This is a genomic window from Methylobacillus pratensis, assembly GCF_054072455.1.
Window position 1 is genome coordinate 241,601 of sequence record NZ_JBSUSR010000002.1, and the last position, 16,299, is coordinate 257,899.

The 16,299-nt window shown below is 55.8% G+C and carries 15 protein-coding genes; 6 read left to right on the forward strand and 9 right to left on the reverse strand.

What is annotated here, in order from left to right:
- Window positions 1–93: 93 nt before the first annotated feature.
- The 3 genes from ACW4YW_RS05785 to ACW4YW_RS05795 all read right to left on the reverse strand — a co-directional run bounded on the left by ACW4YW_RS05785 (window position 94) and on the right by ACW4YW_RS05795 (window position 2,878).
- Window positions 94–1,044, reverse strand: coding sequence for a VIT1/CCC1 transporter family protein (locus ACW4YW_RS05785; RefSeq protein ID WP_457136702.1), 951 nt, complete (start codon window positions 1,042–1,044; stop codon window positions 94–96).
- A gap of 98 nt (window positions 1,045–1,142) precedes the next feature.
- On the reverse strand, window positions 1,143–2,633 hold the full coding sequence (locus ACW4YW_RS05790) for a YifB family Mg chelatase-like AAA ATPase (RefSeq protein WP_457136703.1): 1,491 nt from the start codon (window positions 2,631–2,633) through the stop codon (window positions 1,143–1,145).
- A 2-nt stretch (window positions 2,634–2,635) separates the two neighbouring features.
- A complete protein-coding gene (locus tag ACW4YW_RS05795) occupies window positions 2,636–2,878 on the reverse strand; it encodes an accessory factor UbiK family protein (RefSeq protein WP_457136704.1) in 243 nt (80 codons plus the stop codon).
- Window positions 2,879–3,132: 254 nt separating this feature from the next.
- Here ACW4YW_RS05795 and ACW4YW_RS05800 point away from each other — a divergent pair, with 254 nt between their 5' ends.
- From ACW4YW_RS05800 to gshB, 5 genes are all read left to right on the forward strand, one after another.
- Entirely contained in the window at window positions 3,133–3,915 is a 783-nt protein-coding gene (locus ACW4YW_RS05800) for a TorF family putative porin (protein WP_457136705.1), read from the forward strand.
- 68 nt (window positions 3,916–3,983) lie between these two features.
- Window positions 3,984–4,322 carry a P-II family nitrogen regulator gene (glnK, locus tag ACW4YW_RS05805; protein ID WP_400882725.1) on the forward strand — a complete coding sequence of 113 codons (339 nt, stop codon included), beginning with the start codon at window positions 3,984–3,986 and terminating at the stop codon, window positions 4,320–4,322.
- A 10-nt stretch (window positions 4,323–4,332) separates the two neighbouring features.
- A complete protein-coding gene (locus ACW4YW_RS05810) occupies window positions 4,333–5,718 on the forward strand; it encodes an ammonium transporter (RefSeq protein WP_457136706.1) in 1,386 nt (461 codons plus the stop codon).
- A gap of 402 nt (window positions 5,719–6,120) precedes the next feature.
- On the forward strand, window positions 6,121–7,404 hold the full coding sequence (gene gshA, locus ACW4YW_RS05815) for a glutamate--cysteine ligase (protein WP_457136981.1): 1,284 nt from the start codon (window positions 6,121–6,123) through the stop codon (window positions 7,402–7,404).
- A 14-nt stretch (window positions 7,405–7,418) separates the two neighbouring features.
- Window positions 7,419–8,360, forward strand: coding sequence for a glutathione synthase (gene gshB / locus ACW4YW_RS05820; protein WP_457136707.1), 942 nt, complete (start codon window positions 7,419–7,421; stop codon window positions 8,358–8,360).
- 152 nt (window positions 8,361–8,512) lie between these two features.
- Here gshB and ACW4YW_RS05825 read toward each other — a convergent pair whose 3' ends face one another.
- From ACW4YW_RS05825 to ACW4YW_RS05850, 6 genes are read right to left on the reverse strand one after another with little or no spacing between them, the layout of a single operon-like run.
- Window positions 8,513–12,286 (reverse strand): pilus assembly protein, encoded by a 3,774-nt coding sequence (locus tag ACW4YW_RS05825; protein WP_457136708.1) that lies wholly within the window; start codon window positions 12,284–12,286, stop codon window positions 8,513–8,515.
- Window positions 12,287–12,318: 32 nt separating this feature from the next.
- Window positions 12,319–12,927 (reverse strand): pilus assembly PilX family protein, encoded by a 609-nt coding sequence (locus ACW4YW_RS05830; protein WP_457136709.1) that lies wholly within the window; start codon window positions 12,925–12,927, stop codon window positions 12,319–12,321.
- The gene (locus tag ACW4YW_RS05835; protein ID WP_457136710.1) at window positions 12,924–13,961 is read right to left on the reverse strand and encodes a PilW family protein; all 1,038 of its coding nucleotides are present in this window, start codon (window positions 13,959–13,961) and stop codon (window positions 12,924–12,926) included. Before ACW4YW_RS05835 ends, ACW4YW_RS05830 begins: the two co-directional genes overlap by 4 nt.
- Entirely contained in the window at window positions 13,958–14,410 is a 453-nt protein-coding gene (locus ACW4YW_RS05840) for a type IV pilus modification PilV family protein (protein ID WP_457136711.1), read from the reverse strand. The genes ACW4YW_RS05835 and ACW4YW_RS05840 overlap by 4 nt, the downstream gene beginning before the upstream one ends.
- Window positions 14,401–14,940, reverse strand: coding sequence for a GspH/FimT family pseudopilin (locus ACW4YW_RS05845; protein WP_457136712.1), 540 nt, complete (start codon window positions 14,938–14,940; stop codon window positions 14,401–14,403). Before ACW4YW_RS05845 ends, ACW4YW_RS05840 begins: the two co-directional genes overlap by 10 nt.
- A gap of 3 nt (window positions 14,941–14,943) precedes the next feature.
- Window positions 14,944–15,369, reverse strand: a complete 426-nt coding sequence (locus ACW4YW_RS05850; protein ID WP_457136713.1) for a type IV pilin protein — start codon at window positions 15,367–15,369, stop codon at window positions 14,944–14,946.
- Window positions 15,370–15,698: 329 nt separating this feature from the next.
- Here ACW4YW_RS05850 and fae point away from each other — a divergent pair, with 329 nt between their 5' ends.
- Window positions 15,699–16,250 carry a formaldehyde-activating enzyme gene (fae, locus tag ACW4YW_RS05855; RefSeq protein WP_457136714.1) on the forward strand — a complete coding sequence of 184 codons (552 nt, stop codon included), beginning with the start codon at window positions 15,699–15,701 and terminating at the stop codon, window positions 16,248–16,250.
- The last annotated feature ends 49 nt before the right edge of the window (window positions 16,251–16,299 follow it).

The following is a 16,299-nucleotide window of genomic DNA, read 5'->3' on the forward strand; positions in this document are numbered from 1 at the left end:
AGCGGCACAGCGCATAACTTACCCCGCATTCGGGTAGGGCAATAACGCTCTCCTTGCACTTTAATGCGTGGCCGGGATCGCCCTGCATTGCCGCTAGACCGGCAGGCCTGAGCCCAGCAGGCTGCCGACCCAGTAAGTCATGCCGCCTGCCGCAGCGCCGATCAGCAGCATGCGCGCACCGCCGTAGAGCATGTTGCGTCCGCTGAACAATGCGAGCAAGGCCCCCACCAGGAACAGGGCGGCGCCGGTCAGGCCGAACGCCAGCGCCAGCGCATGGGATGAGACGCTCAGCAACCATGGCAGCAATGGAATCGTGCCCCCGAGCAAGAACGATGCGAATGAAGAAATGGCCGCCGTCCATGGCGAACCCAATTCGTCCGGATTGAGGCCCAGCTCCTCCCTGGTCAGGATATCCAGCCCCAGTTCCTTGTCAGCCACCAGCCGGCCGGCCAGTTGCCGTGCCTCTTCCTGCGTCAATCCCCGCGCCTCGTAGATCAGCGCCAGCTCCGCAGCCTCCTGCTCCGGATACAAGGCCAGCTCTTCCCGTTCCAACGCAATTTGGTACTCGAACAGTTCGCGCTGGGAGCGCATGGAAATGTATTCGCCTGCCGCCATGGAAAACGCACCCGCCAGCAACCCCGCGATACCCGACAACAGGATGACCGAGGCATTGCTCGCGGCTCCCGCCACGCCCAGTACCAGGCAGGCTATCGACACCAGGCCGTCATTGACACCGAACACGGCAGCCCTCAATCCGCCGTTGCTGCCAGCCAGCTTGTGCCGCCCGCCCACTTCGTTGACCTGCGTCGGCATGGCATGCGAGGACAACGCAATACGCTTGGCGCCATACGCCGAAAGCCCACGCACCTTGCTTGCGGCCAATACCGGGCGGATACGCTTGGCCCCCAGGCTGCGCAGCAGGAATACCACCACCCTCGTACGCAAATCCGGCCGATAGGCTTGCACCACATGCCCTGCAGCAGCCAACTTGGCTTCCCAGACCCTGGCTTGCTCGGCAGCAGCCGTGGCCAAGCCTTGAAACATGTCGGCAAGTGCCTTGTCCGGTTCGCGCCGGGACAGCTCTTTGTACAAATAGGCAGAGCGCTGCTCTTCGTGCCAACTTTTTAATGCATCCAACTTGGCTACAGTCCCAGACGGCGGTATTGCACCGCTTCGGCAATATGCGCGCTTTGCACGGCGTCGCTGGCTGCCAAGTCGGCAATCGTGCGTGCTACCTTGAGGATGCGATGATAAGCGCGTGCGGAAAGGTCAAGACGGGCGATCGCCTGCTTCAGCAATGCGCCGCCTGCTTCGTCCGGCTGGCAATGCTCGTCCACCTGCTGGCTTGTGAGCATATGGTTGCTGGTCCCCTGCCGATCCAACTGGCGCTTTCTTGCCGCCTCGACCCTTGACCTGATCACGGCACTCGCCTCTCCGGCCGGCGCATGCATTAATTCATCCTCGCTCAATGCCGGCACCTGTATATGGATATCGATCCGGTCCAGCAAGGGCCCGGAAAGGCGGTGGCGGTAACGGGATATCTGGTCCGGCGTGCACCGGCACTTGCCATTGGGATGCCCGAAATAGCCGCATGGGCACGGGTTCATGGCAGCAACCAGCTGGAAACGCGCGGGGAACTCCGCCTGTCGGGCTGCGCGCGAAACGGTGATATGCCCGGATTCCAGGGGTTCGCGCAATACCTCCAGCACTTTGCGGTCAAATTCCGCAAGCTCGTCCAGGAACAAGACCCCGTGATGCGCCAAAGAGATCTCGCCGGGCTTGGGAATCGCGCCGCCGCCCACCAGCGCCACGCCCGAAGCCGTGTGGTGAGGCGCACGATAAGGCCTCCTGCCCCAATCGCGGGCGCGAAATCCTTTGTTGAGCGATTGGATAGCGGCAGATTCCAGCGCCTCCGCCTCCGTCATCGCAGGCAACAAGCCGGCAAAACGCGAGGCCAGCATGGATTTGCCGGTGCCAGGCGGCCCGGACATCAATACACTGTGCCCGCCTGTGGCTGCTATCTCCAACGCACGCTTGGCCTGTAATTGCCCTTTGACCTCGGCAAAATCGACATCGACTGAGAAACTTTGCGGGATATTGACCGGTTGCGGCACCAGCAGCTCACGGCCTGACAGATGGGCGCATACCTGCAGCAGGCTTGTCGCAGGCAGGACTGTAGCGCCTCGCACCAGTGCCGCCTCGGCGGCACTCTCCTGGGGCAGGATAAAGGTACGGCCGCTTTCCCTGGCCTTGTATGCCATGGCCAACGCGCCGCGGATCGGGCGCAGCTCGCCGGTCAATGCGAGCTCGCCCGCCACCTCATATTGATCCAGCTCTTTTGCGGGTATTTGCCCGGAGGCAGCCAAGATCCCCAGCGCAATGGGTAAATCGTAACGGCCGCTCTCCTTGGGAAGGTCAGCTGGCGCCAGGTTAACCGTAATCCGGCGGGCCGGGAATTCGAACTGTGCCGTTTGCAGGGCGGCGCGCACCCTGTCCTTGCTTTCCTTGACCTCGGCTTCGGGCAAACCAACGATGGTGAAGCTCGGCAATCCGTTGGCAAGGTGGACTTCCACCGCGACCTCAGGCGCCTCCATCCCGGCCAGCGCACGGCTATGCAGAACCGCCAGCGCCATGCTTAGGAAGCTTGTTCCAGCTTCGCTTCTATTTCGGCCAATTGCTTTTCCAAATCAGCCAGTTGAGCCCGGGTCTTGCGCAGCATTTCCGCCTGGATATCAAACTCCTCACGCGTCACAAGCTCCAGTTTAGTGAATGCGCCCTGTAATAGTGCATGCAAATTGCGCTCGACGCCCTCTGCTGGCAAGGAAGAATATATTTCTTTGATTTTATTGGATAATTCATCAATAAACTGAGTACTCATTACTTAAAAACCTCCCAAAACATTCGCAGTTTAGCAGTTTTTTACTAGCAGAAATCCAGATTAAACATAACAAACTCAATCACTTACAAATAAAAATCAAGCAACGCACCATTCCAGACCGTCGAAAATCCCAAAAAATAGCACGTAAGTAATTGTTTTATATGTATGTTGTTTTTATGGCACAGGTGTTGCTTATTACCCAATGCAGAGTTTTCGTTGCTGTTTTATTTTTCAAAACCTTGAAAGGGTACATCATGCGTAATTCGCTTCTACTTGCCGCCATCGTTGGCACTTTTGCAGCACCTGCCGCCGTCATGGCCGAAGAAGCTGCTGAGGAAACCTCCCCTCACACTATTACATACAACATCGGCCTGACAAGCAACTACATCTTCCGTGGTACCAGCCAATCCGGTGACCGTCCAGCGATCCAAGGCGGTGTGGACTACTCCCATGCCAGCGGCTTCTATATCGGTACCTGGGGTTCCAGCATCAGTTGGCTGGCAGATACAGAAGTAGGTGATGGCCGTGCTTATAACAGTTCCAGCATGGAATGGGATATCTACGGAGGCTACACCGCTGAAATCGGCGAAACTGGTATTACATACGATGTCGGCGTGAACCAATATATCTATCCTGGCCGTCGCAACTCCGTGCAAGGTACCTACAACGCCGATACCACTGAAATCTACGGCGGCCTTTCCTACAAGTGGGTATCCGCCAAGTACTCCTGGTCGCCTAGCAAATCTGCTTTCGGTTTTGAAGGCCGTGGCGCCAGCTACATCGACCTGACACTGGAAGTACCATTCGGTGAAAGCGGCTACAGCGCGATTGCCCACGTAGGCCGCCAGGAGTTCGGTAACGGTCCCAGCTATTTCGACTATACCGATTGGAAGCTTGGCTTGAGCAAGGCCTGGGATAACGGCATTGTCGTCGGCGGCTACTATACCGACACCGATGCTGACCGCGGCGCATTCACTTACGGCCCTGTGTTCTCCGGCAAGGAAAACTGGACTTTCTTCGTCCAAAAGACTTTCTAAGAAGACAGTCAGGATAGAAGGCAAGGCGGTTTGCCTTGCCTTTCTGCTTTTTACCAGAGGAGATAACCATGAAATTTGTATCCGCCATCATCAAGCCTTTCAAGCTTGACGAAGTGCGTGAAGCCCTGTCTTCCATTGGTGTGCAGGGGATCACCGTCACTGAGGTCAAAGGCTTTGGCCGCCAAAAAGGACACACTGAGCTTTACCGTGGTGCAGAATACGTTGTCGACTTTTTGCCCAAGGTCAAGCTGGAAGTTGCGATTGCCGACGAATTACTTGACCAGGTAGTGGAAGTTATCGAAAAATCTGCCACAACCGGCAAAATCGGTGATGGCAAGATATTTGTCTTCGACTTGGAACAAGTCTATCGCATCCGTACTGGCGAAACCGGCGCCGATGCGCTTTAAGGGGTTTGATATGAAAAAAATTCTTTCCATGATTGCACTGGTTGGCGCGCTGGGTTTTTCCGGCTTTGCGCTGGCTGAAGAAGAAGCTGTCATCGTTGATGAAGCCGTCACCACTGAAATTGCGCCCGCTGCCGCAGAAGCGGTAGATACAGCGACTGAGGCCGTGCTGACACTCAGCGCCGGCGATACGGCCTGGACCATTGTCGCCACTGTGCTGGTATTGGCGATGATCATTCCCGGCGTCGCCCTGTTCTACGGCGGCCTGGTTCGCACCAAGAACATGGTATCCGTCCTGACCCAAGTGTTCGTGACGACGGCGCTGATGTCCGTGATCTGGGTCGTCTACGGCTATAGCCTGGCCTTTACAGACGGCGGTAGCCTGAATGCCTATATCGGCGGATTCAGCAAGACCCTACTATCCGGCATCAGGCCAGATACCCTGCTCGACGGCGGCACCATTCCTGAATACGTGTTCGTCACTTTCCAATTGACCTTTGCGGCGATTACCCCTGCGCTGATTGTCGGCGGTTTTGCCGAGCGCATGAAATTCTCCGCGGTGCTGGCGTTCCTCGCCTTGTGGGTCACATTCATCTACATCCCGATCGCCCACATGGTATGGGGCGGCGGTTTCCTGGGCGACCTCGGCGCGGCTGACTTCGCAGGCGGCACCGTCGTGCACATGAATGCCGGTATTGCAGCACTGGTAGGCGCCATCGTCGTCGGCAAGCGCCTTGGATACGGCAAGGAAGCCATGCCTCCGCACAGCATCACGCTGACCATGGTAGGCGCTTCCATGCTGTGGGTAGGCTGGTTCGGCTTCAACGTCGGCAGTGAGCTGGCTGCCGATGGCACTGCCGGCCTCGCGCTGATCAACACCCAGGCGGCCACTGGCGCCGCAGTGCTGGGCTGGGTATTTGCCGAATGGCTGTTCAAGGGCAAGCCTTCGCTGCTGGGTGCCGTTTCCGGCGCGGTTGCGGGCCTGGTTGCCATCACGCCTGCTTGCGGCTTCCTCGGCCCTGTCGGCTCCATCGTGCTGGGCTTCATTGCCAGCGTCATCGCCTTCTGGGCGGTCACCAGCCTCAAGGTCAAGCTTGGCTATGACGACTCCCTGGATGTGTTCGGCATCCACGGCGTAGCCGGCCTGATCGGTGCCATCGGCACCGGCATCCTCATGAGCGCGGATTTTGGCGGCGTAGGCTATGAAGAAGGCACCACCATGGGCAGCCAGCTCTACGCGCAGGCGGTAGCCATCGGCGTGACTATCGTATGGGGCGGCATCGGCAGCTACATCCTGTTCAAGATCGTGGATATCTTCATCGGCCTGCGTGCCAGCGAAGAAGCCGAACGTGAAGGCCTGGACACTTCAGAGCACGGTGAACGCGCCTATCACTACTAACACCTTCTAGCTTCAACACAACGGGCGCTTTCAGCGCCCGTTTATATTTCTATCTCTGTGTTTCCACCTGTCTCGCCAGCGCATCGCACAGAAAAATATCCAGGCGCACCCAATCGGGGCAATCCTGCACCACTTCGTCACAGCGACACCATCAAAGCAGACCGATCGTGCCGATTCAAGCCTAGATTCAAGCTCATAAAACTGGCACGGTGATTGCTTATGTATTAGCAAGCGTAATTTGATCTTTACGTCGCAAGACCAGGAACATCTTACTGCCTAGTTTTATGCATTATCTCCTCCTCCTCAGGGCGCTTAAAGCGCCCTTTTTTTTCGCCTCCTCCCTGCTTTAGGCTAAAATCTCCGCCTACTCTCTTGGCTTATCAGGTGTCCACTTACAACATGATGGTTCCCCACCTTACGACGGCCCTTACCGGCCCATTGCTCACCCTGGAAAAACGCCTGCTGGAAAACATGCCGCGCATCGAACACTGGTTCCGCAGCCAGTGGCAGGAATACGGCGCACCGTTCTATGCCTCGGTGGATCTGCGCAACGCAGGCTTCAAGCTCGCGCCGGTGGACACCAACCTGTTCCCAGGCGGCTTCAACAACCTGAACCCGGACTTCCTGCCATTGTGCATCCAGGCCGCCATGGTGGCGGTGGAGAAGATCTGCCCTGATGCGCGCCGCCTGCTGCTGATCCCGGAGAACCACACGCGCAATACCTTCTATCTGCGCAATATCTACGCTCTCACCCATATCCTGCGCCAGGCCGGACTCGAAGTCCGCATTGGCAGCATTGCACCCGAGATTACCGGTCCTACCTTCCTGGAAACGCACGACGGCCATAGCATCCTGTTGGAGCCGGTGCAACGCAAAGGCAACCGACTGGTGCTGGACAACTTCGACAGTTGCGCTGTCCTGCTCAACAACGACCTTTCCGGGGGCGTTCCCGACATCCTAAAGGGTCTGGAGCAATCGCTGATTCCGCCATTGCATGCAGGCTGGGCCACCCGCCGCAAGTCCAGGCATTTCGCCGCATATAACCGCGTGGTGGAGGAATTCGCCCCGCTGATCGGCATAGACCCCTGGCTGCTCAATCCCTATTTCGACACCTGTGGCGGGCTGGATTTCCATGCCCGCGTCGGCGAGGAGCAACTCGCCGAGAAAGTGGAAGCCTTATTGGCAAGAATCCGCAGCAAATATGCGGAATATGGCGTGAACCAGGAGCCCTTCATCATCGTCAAGGCCGATGCGGGCACCTATGGCATGGGTATCATGACCGTCAAGAGCGCTGACGACGTCCGCGACCTCAACCGCAAACAGCGCAACAAGATGTCTGTGGTGAAGGAGGGGCTCAAAGTGAGCGAGGTCATCCTGCAGGAGGGGGTATATACCTTCGAGCACCTCAACGACGCCGTGGCCGAACCCGTCGTCTACATGATGGACCACTTCGTGGTGGGCGGCTTCTACCGGGTCCATACTTCACGCGGCGCCGACGAAAACCTCAATGCGCCAGGCATGCACTTCGAACCCTTGGCATTCGAAACGCCATGCTCCACGCCGGACTGTGCCGGCGCGCCGGATGCGGCACCTAACCGCTTCTATGCCTACGGCGTGGTGGCGCGCCTGGCATTACTCGCCGCCACCATCGAGCTACAGGAAACCGACCCGGACTTGCTGGGCTAACTAGGAGGCTAATAATGCGCATCGCCTTCATCCTCGACCCGCTAGACAGCCTCAAGCCATACAAGGACACCAGCCTCGCCATCATGCGCGAAGCCGAGTCGCGTGGGCACTCCTTATTCGTGGCGTTGCAACACGGCCTTTTGCTTCGCCACCATGAAGCCAGGCTGCGTAGCCGGCCTTTCAGATTCATCGACGGCGCCCCTTGGTATTCGCTAGGTGAAATCCATGAAGAAGCCCCGGAGGCATTCGATGCCATCCTCATGCGCAAGGATCCGCCGTTCGACAACGAATACCTCTACAGCACCTACCTGCTGGAACAGGCCGCCAGGCAAGGTGCGCGCGTTTATAACAACCCAAGCTCTATTCGCGACTGGAACGAAAAGCTCGCGGTGCTCAACTTCCCGCAGTTCGCACCTGCGTTCCTGGTCTCCAGCGAGCAGGCACTGATCCGTGATTTCCTGGCGCAACACCAGGATATTGTCGTGAAACCGCTGGACGGCATGGGCGGCAGCAGCGTGTTTCGCCTCCAACAAGGCGACCCCAACCTCGGCGTCATTCTTGAAACCATCACGCGCCACGGCAGCCAGACCATCATGGCCCAGCGCTACCTGCCCGCCATCACGCAAGGCGACAAGCGCATCATCGTCATTGACGGCGAACCGCTGCCTTACGCGCTGGCCCGCATCCCGCAAAACGGCGAGACGCGCGGCAACCTGGCGGCAGGCGGCAAAGGCGTGGCCCAGCCGCTGACCGGGCGCGACTACGAAATCGCCAATGCCGTCGGCAAGGTGCTCAAGGAAAAGGGACTGTTCCTGGTCGGCCTGGACGTGATCGGCGAACACCTGACCGAAATCAACGTCACCAGCCCGACCGGCATGGTGGAAATTGCCGCACAGACGGAATGCAACCCGGCCAGCATCCTGCTCGACAAGCTGGAAGAGTCTGCGCGGAAATAAGCGCAGCCGACAAACTCAGCAAAGCAATTCGGACGAGGCGTTCTGACGTAGGCATTACAAGTAGTGCGGCAAGTCAGCAACACCAGAAGGTTGCAGCCTCAAGAAAAAAGCCAGGGAACATCCCTGGCTTCAATCCATTGCCTATCCGTTCGTTATTTGGTCAGCTCGCGCCAACCTGTACGCCGTGACACGGAATCTGATGCGGCAGTATCAATGCCGATCGTGGTTTTCCGGCCTTGCGCATCGGTAATGATCGCCTTGAGCTGTCCATTGGGCAAGCGGACAATCACCATCCCCACGGATAACCCCGTTGCAAGCTTCTGACCGAAATGCGTCGCGCCGGGCACCATCAAGCCCGTCCTATAATCAAACTGGTAAACCCGGGTCGTCCCGCCCAATGAGCAGCCATCTGAATTCACGTTGTCGATCTGCGGCGTATTGCTATTGACCGTCAGCGTGCCTAACGCCAACTGGGGATCAAGATTCACCCGCTCGCGCGATTCGGGCAAATCGACATACCAGCCTCCGCCTGCCCAATCCAGATCGCTGCCTGCGATCGAAGAGGTCGTATCACCGTGGGTGATCGTTCTCGGCGTCAAAGAGCGCCCGTTATAGCTTACGCTATTGTCACGGATCGCATAGACAGATTGCACCTGTGCATTCGTCACGTCGCTTAATCCCAAGTAACGCCCTGTTGCAACAAAAATCACCGGTTCGGTCACTTTCGGCACCTTGCCGATTTCCGGCTTGGTGGTAATAGGTTGCCCTAAACCATTAGGATCAGTCAGCTTGGCCATCCTGGTGATTGCTGGAATAGATGCTTCCAGGTTCACTTTCCATAGATTCCCCTCAAGGTCTCCCCCATACAACGCTACCAAGGTCGCATTGATATCCGCATTGCCATTGATGCCGGAACTGCTGGCAAGCTTGGCGAAGCCGCTGGGACTTTCCGCCGTCCCCACGCCCGTTCCAACCTTCTCGATCAATGCGCCTGTGATCGCATCGACGATATAGACATATCCCTGTCCATTACCCGGCGATACATTGTTGTAACCCGAAGTGAAAATCACCACCCAGCGTCCGGCATGCGCATTACCTTCTGGCAGTTTTGCAATGATAGGGTTGCCGTATGTCAGGCCCAAATCCTCATCCCAGCGGTTGCAATAGCTGTTGGTATGGCAGAACTCCCACAATGCTTTCGGATTGTCTTCATCAGTCACATCCAATGCAAAATAACCGCGTCCGCCTGCATTCAGCCCGCCAACAAGAATTGTGCGCCAGGCCGAGGTAGAAGCATCGTAGACATCCATGACCTGCGGAGAGCCATCCACCAGGAACTGGTGATTGGCGCCATAGTTCTTGTCCGCGAGCTTATACATGTTCGGCATGACGGATTGCGGCACGTAGGCCCAGCTTTCATTGCCGTTGGTGGTATTGAACGCATGCAGCATGCCATCATTGCCGCCGACATACAGCATGCCATGACGGTCGGCGTGATCATTCTTGAAGGTCTGATAATTAGGCACCACGTTGTCAATGAAGTTGAATCGCGGCTGCTTCACATATGCAGGCGCCGAATTCACGATATCGCCCAGCAGATGCGTGCGCAAACGGTATGCCTTGTCCGTCTGGCTCACTTCACCACTATTGACGGACTGCCCCCGCAGGTAATTCAGCAGGTTCTCGCCTGAGTTTGCAATCTCTTTGATATCTGCATTGAAACCATTGCATTGCGAGAGCAATTCGCACTTATTATTAAAATAGACTTTTTCCTCAGTGCTCAGGTTGTCCCAGGCAAACGGCTCGATTGTTTTGGTATCACGGTTAAACTTGAAAATGCTCCGTCCGCCACTCAACTGAGCCTGCGCACTCCATACATGCGCTTCGCTTACGGTTCCATCGGTCGGGTTGATCGTCTGCGCCTGCACATCGCCGTCCCAGTGCACGCTACGGTAAGTAGAACTGAAGATATAGTTATCGGTTTGGGTAATATTGGGACTACTGGTTGCCGACGCTGCGGCGGCACCGGTTCTATCTGATACGCCAGCCAAGGCGCTGCGCAAACCAGAAATTAACTCCTTGGGCTGCTTGGCGCTGAAATACAAGCCACGTCCATTGACTGCGGCATGCCAGAGGTCGTCTAAAGAGCTAGGAGACTCTGCATAAGGAATTGGCCAATTACATTCTTCCCTTGGGGCCCAGCTACAATCCCTATCACCTTGTTTTATTCTGGCAAAATCACCATCATTTGCAATCTCATAGTCAGAGCGATAATTCATTTCACCATCAAGTCCGAGACCCAAGGTAAATGTATTCATATGTTGTTTTGCGTTTTTGTCCTTGCTGGTAGTAGGCACCTTGTCATCCATATTGGGACGCAGGTCAGTCTTGTAGTAATACATTGCAACATCAGCAAGAGTATTAGTTGCTTCTGACAATCCACCGTCAAATGCGCCATCTACACGTTTGGAATAACCTCCATCTACATTATCCTGATTACCAATAGGACCTCCACTAATCGTAATACCAGCAGCATTATTTGGATCATTCCAATATCCATCTGTAGTCAAGATAGTAAAGTTTTGCTGGCAGGCAAATTGCACTGGGTCCTCATTCATTCCAACATTAATGCCAGTTTTCACACCTGCATAATGACGGCCAACTCGTGAAAGCGCTTGTCGTAAAGGAGTACTCCCGCTCACATCTGAAGCATAGAATTTTTTATACCAATTTTCTTTATGCGAGGGCTCAAAATCGTCAATTTTGAGGTATTTACTCGCAGATACCGGCGAACCTGGATTAATGGTCAAGAAACCAACTCGATAATTATTGTCTATCGTTGCAAATGCCTGTCCTGCAGCACTCTTCATTGCAAATGACCGAGTCCGATAATAAGCATACCAGTTAGCAAAATTCGTCATTTCTTCCGCATAACTACATGTTGAACCAGCACAATCTATACGATCGGGATACTTGGTAAAGGATTGGGTATCCGTTATATCAATTCGCACGAAATTCCCATATCGCGCATAACGATACGTAGTGGTATGTTTATCTTGGCATTTGCCGCCACCACTTATTACAGTAGAAGAACTGGCATCATTTATAGAGTTGCAATATCTGACATAGGCAGGATAGCTATGTGTTGCACTTGGTGTTGAACGAAGCTCGCACTCTTCGAGATTGCTCTTCGTACAATACTCCTTAGGCGTTATCAGGAAATAATGAGGATTACTATTTCGAGTGCGCCCTGTCGAAAATGTACTATCGGGCCAATCATAACCACGAGTAGTGCCGGTTGTAGGCCCATCTATTCCATTTCGTTTGCATACCGTTTCATTTCTTCGAGTATTAGGGTTGTAAACCGAACCGCAATATTCTCTCTCTGGATATTGAGTCAAAATATTCGCGAATACAGAATTCTGTGCGCAGGAGTCATTGTCAATAGCATGACCAACCACCCTCACTGCTTGCCAGCCATTGGTATTAGTACCATTCATGGTTGGCAATGTTTGTGATATATCACAGGGATTTATTGGCGGCGTGTAACTGATAGCAGGGTTGTAATAAACCGCATTAACCAAAGGACTGTAGACTGGAGGATCACCACCTGCAGTTGGTTTATTTTGACCACTTTGTGAAGTACCTGCACATGACGCACTCATGTCGCCATTACTTGCCCTGCATTTGCCAGCTCTATAATTGCCGTATCCAAGGAAATCCGGCATAAAATTGAAGTTCATACTCCCCGAATCGTCCAGCACAAACATCACGTTCGGCCTGACTACGGTACCGGAAGCAGTGGAAAGCGGATTACTGGAAATATCCGTCACTGCAGCATTAGCAAACCATGCAAATCCCATCAACCAGCCTGCCAACAGCAGAGCCTGCCACCATAACCCTCTTTGATTTTTTTGTTGCTGCATTGTCTTGCTCCCTGGAAATGCTGGGGTTCTGTTTATACCGGCACCATGACCGTGGCCTGCACGATGCTGACGGTGTTTCTTGGTCCGAGCACGCGGGCCGTGATGCGGTAGTACACGGACGGATTGGACTGGTAAACGGCCGCGCCGATCTGCAGGCTGCTTCCCAGCGAGGCATTGGTGACTGGCGCCTTGGATAAAGAGGTGGAGCAGGAATTGGCCTGGCCTGTGCCGTCCTCGCCGTTATAAGCGCCCGTGGTACGGCAGAGTCGGTGGATCAGGTACTGCACGCGGTTGCCTGCTGCATCGGTGCCCAGGTCCACGGCATTGCTCCAGACCGCATTGCCATACCAGTCAGGCTCCGTGGTAAGGGTGTTGGCGATATAGCCATGGGAGGTGTTGTTGTCATTCAGCGCATTGCGGTTGTTGTCCAGCCAAACCAATGCCGCCTGCAAGCCGCGGTCAGCGGACATGGTGGCTGATTGCTTGAAGGCAAGATTGCCGGCAATGACATTGCCGGAATCCACGGCGCGCCATAAGGCCAGGCCTGCCAGCGTCATGGCGATGAGCACGATCAGCGCCACCATGAGCACGACGCCGCGCTGGCGCATGACGCTCGAACTGGTTCGCAAAGGCGTTTTCATGAAGGAGGCTTCCATAAGATGTTGCGGATCACCACCGTGGTTTCAAACACCCGGTAGCGGTACTGCTGCCAATCCGCCAGGTTGGACACGTTGCTGAAAGTGCCGCCTGCCCAGCTCGGCACTTCCGTCGTAACTGCGCTTGTTTCCTTTTTGCTGCTGCGGCTCACCAGCCCGATACGGATGGCGATAACTTTCTCCCACTCATCCCAGCTGACCACGCCACTGCTATCCAAATCTGCCGACGCCCGATACTCGTCCACGGTGTTTTCCGTATCTCCGTCCAGGTTGAGGCCGTAATCGGCCTGCAGATCGACAATGCCATCCGCCACCAGTTCCGCCTCGCCTGTAAGCTCGGAAAATACCTGCAGGCCGCCATCCACGATGGAATACCGGTTACTGACCGGGTTCCTGCCCATGTTGTATACCTGCGCACCGGAACTGAACACCTGGCTACCGCGATAACGCGCCGTGGCAGCGACCTGGATGTCGTTCTGGTAAGGGTTGGCAGGCGTAGCCGTAATCTGGGCCAAATCGCAATCCAGGCCCGGCGCTGCCACGACCACCACATCGCCGACGGTGAAGCCGAAACGATTGGTGACCGTGTATACCGTATTGGTGCCGGTAGCCGCTGAATCTTTCATGAGCGCAGAGGGACTGGTCACCATGCTGGCATTACTGTAGGTCAACTGAATCTCATCCGGAGCCGTGTCGAGGCCCTGGGTAACCACCGTGGGAGTAAAAAGAAAACGTACATCCCGCCCGGTGGTACTATCGACGCCTGCCACCTGGCAGCCCAGGTTCTGCGATACGTTCATGCCGTAGCCGGATTGGCGGATATCGCGCTCTATCGCCAACAAGGCCAGCGCACCATTCTGCTGGGCAGTGCCGCCGCTATTGGTCGTGCGGTTGCTGTCCTGCGATACGGACAACACCTGTGCAATCACCAGCAGGCCTAGCAGGCCGATAGTCATGCCAACCATGATTTCCACCAGGCTGTACCCGGCATGATGCTTCAGGATTGCGCTTGTCTTCATGGCGTTGGGTTGTTATTGATATAGGCCACCGTGGTATGGCTATGCGGCTCGGTTTCTGAAGGCGGCTGCCAGAATACGGTCACTGTCGCGGTGTAGCCTGCGGTCGCGTCTCCCGCGATCACGACCGTGGGCGCTTTGGTGTCGGCACCGGGCAAACGCTTTTTCACGTCGGCTAGCCATTCTGCCAGCGTTTCGGAACTGCCTCCCGGCAAGCCATAATTTGCAATTTGGGATGGCCCGGCCGTCCAGATGCTGGCAACCAGGCGATTGGCGAGATAGCTTGCCTCCAAGCGGTATTGCGCATCGGATACGGTCCTCATGGAAGCGGCCTGCAAGCCGATGATCGCCAATATGCCCATGGAAAACACCAGGATGGCGATCAGCCCTTCCAACAGGATAGAGCCGCCCTGGGTAGCGCGCAGCTTTTGATGAACGGGCCTTAGGCGCATACGCGTGGGTCTCCGACTGTAGATACGTTAGGGTCGCAAAAATGTACGCTGCCTCCCCGGATCAGGATGCGCAGGTTGCGCCCGTTGCCTTCGTCCGCAGCGATATCCACCTGGCGCATGACGTTGCTGCCGTCATTGTTGAACGTGACCCGGCCAAGACCGTTGAAGGTCACGCTGGTGGCGCCTGCCGGCACCACTTCTACATTGACGTTGACTGCGCCTTCAGTGCTTTCCTTGCTCTGGATGACTTCGGGGCAATCCTCCACGCCATCGTTGTCGGCATCGGCCACCACCACTTGGCAGCCGATCGTCCAGGTGGCATTGTCGCTCAAGGTGAACACGACATTGACATTGCGGCGGATGGCCTCTGCACGCGCGAGTTGCAAGCCGGTATTCAAGCCTTCCGCGGCGGAGCGTATCTGGAAGTTCAGCAACATTTCCCGGAAGCTAGGGACGGCCACCGCCAGTAGAATCGTCAATACCGTCAAGGTCACGATCAACTCCACCAATGTAAAGCCGCGCTGCTTCATGCCTCAGCAACTCCCGCCATGCTTGGTGATCCAGCAATTCGCCGGTACCGTGGCATCAGGAAATGCCGTCGTTCGGCGTGCATTATCCTGGTTGATGGTGAATTCATAGCCGGTCATGCCTTGCGCCGCCACGCCGGTAGCCGTGATGAGGAAGGTCTGGTCTCCGTTGGGCGTGCCGCATGCGTAGGTAAAATACTGCACCGCAGGGCTGGCCGGCATGACGACGTCCTCGCAGCTGTAACGGCGCTTATCCTGATAGTTGCGCTCCATGCGGTTGCGGATATCGGACAATTGCGAGATGGCCTCGGCCACCTTGGCGCGCGCCACATAGCGCGAATAGGAAGGCACGGCGATGGATGCCAGAATGGCGATAATGGCCACCACCACCATCAGTTCGATCAAGGTAAAGCCCTTTTGCCCAGGTTTCATCAGTATTCCTTTTTTGCCCAGAATGCATCATGCAATGCAAGCCAGCTTGTTTGCCAATCCGTCCGACAAACGGAAGCGCTGTACCGATAAACGGTATAACGATCACACCGCTGCTGAGATTTAGCCGTTTAGGAGGGTAGCCAAAATTCTTCCGGCCGCCTTCGTGCAGTTTTTACGGTCCCGGCAAGTCACCCAGCCAGGATCGCCCCGCCGAGTTTTGTCGGACGCCTTTAGCCAGGGGCTGAACATTCCGGAAGTTTGCCCCACCCCTGCCGCTTGGGTAAAATACAGCGTTTCGTTTATTTACCTCTTCCCTTAAGGATATCCAGATGTCAAAAATCGTTTTCAAGGCTGGTGAAGCCACTATTTTCAGCGAAGGCAAAGACGTCACCGCCGCAATGCCAGAAATCGTGATCGGCGCTGTTGACGGCCCCGTCGGCCAGGCGTTTGCCAACCTGATGGCGCAGACCAAGGGCCATTCCGCCATGTTCGCCGTACGCGACATCAACCAGCTGGTACGTCCCGCCACCATGATGGTGCCTAAGGTAACGTTGAAGGATTCCATGAATATCGAACTGTTCGGCGGCGTAGTGCAGGCAGCTACCGCAGATGCGATTCTCGACTGTGTGATCGAAGGCATCATCCCCAAGGACCAGGTCAACGACTTGGCCATTATCAGCCTGGTCTGGATCGATCCAGGCTGCGGCCCGCTGGCAAAGGAAGGCAAGCTGGACAAGGCCGACATGTACAAGAACAACTATGAAGCCACCAAGCTCGCGATCAAGCGCGCGCTGAACGATGAGCCGACTATCGACGAACTCATCGCCAACCGCCACAAGATCAAGCACTGCATGTGGGAGGAAAGCTGGGGCGATATCTAAGCCTGGCTTCATTCTAAAAAGCCCGCTCCGCGGGCTTTTTTATTACTCA

Excerpts from the sequence above, each read along its gene's own strand:
- fae (WP_457136714.1), top strand. The coding sequence starts at position 15,699 with ATGTCAAAAATCGTTTTCAAGGCTGGTGAAGCCACTATTTTCAGCGAA.
- ACW4YW_RS05845 (WP_457136712.1), bottom strand. The coding sequence starts at position 14,940 with ATGAAGCAGCGCGGCTTTACATTGGTGGAGTTGATCGTGACCTTGACG.
- gshB (WP_457136707.1), top strand. The coding sequence starts at position 7,419 with ATGCGCATCGCCTTCATCCTCGACCCGCTAGACAGCCTCAAGCCATAC.
- glnK (WP_400882725.1), top strand. The coding sequence starts at position 3,984 with ATGAAATTTGTATCCGCCATCATCAAGCCTTTCAAGCTTGACGAAGTG.
- ACW4YW_RS05795 (WP_457136704.1), bottom strand. The coding sequence starts at position 2,878 with ATGAGTACTCAGTTTATTGATGAATTATCCAATAAAATCAAAGAAATA.
- ACW4YW_RS05800 (WP_457136705.1), top strand. The coding sequence starts at position 3,133 with ATGCGTAATTCGCTTCTACTTGCCGCCATCGTTGGCACTTTTGCAGCA.
- ACW4YW_RS05840 (WP_457136711.1), bottom strand. The coding sequence starts at position 14,410 with ATGCGCCTAAGGCCCGTTCATCAAAAGCTGCGCGCTACCCAGGGCGGC.
- ACW4YW_RS05835 (WP_457136710.1), bottom strand. The coding sequence starts at position 13,961 with ATGAAGACAAGCGCAATCCTGAAGCATCATGCCGGGTACAGCCTGGTG.
- ACW4YW_RS05825 (WP_457136708.1), bottom strand. The coding sequence starts at position 12,286 with ATGCAGCAACAAAAAAATCAAAGAGGGTTATGGTGGCAGGCTCTGCTG.
- ACW4YW_RS05790 (WP_457136703.1), bottom strand. The coding sequence starts at position 2,633 with ATGGCGCTGGCGGTTCTGCATAGCCGTGCGCTGGCCGGGATGGAGGCG.
- ACW4YW_RS05830 (WP_457136709.1), bottom strand. The coding sequence starts at position 12,927 with ATGAAAACGCCTTTGCGAACCAGTTCGAGCGTCATGCGCCAGCGCGGC.
- ACW4YW_RS05850 (WP_457136713.1), bottom strand. The coding sequence starts at position 15,369 with ATGAAACCTGGGCAAAAGGGCTTTACCTTGATCGAACTGATGGTGGTG.
- ACW4YW_RS05785 (WP_457136702.1), bottom strand. The coding sequence starts at position 1,044 with ATGTTTCAAGGCTTGGCCACGGCTGCTGCCGAGCAAGCCAGGGTCTGG.
- gshA (WP_457136981.1), top strand. The coding sequence starts at position 6,121 with ATGGTTCCCCACCTTACGACGGCCCTTACCGGCCCATTGCTCACCCTG.
- ACW4YW_RS05810 (WP_457136706.1), top strand. The coding sequence starts at position 4,333 with ATGAAAAAAATTCTTTCCATGATTGCACTGGTTGGCGCGCTGGGTTTT.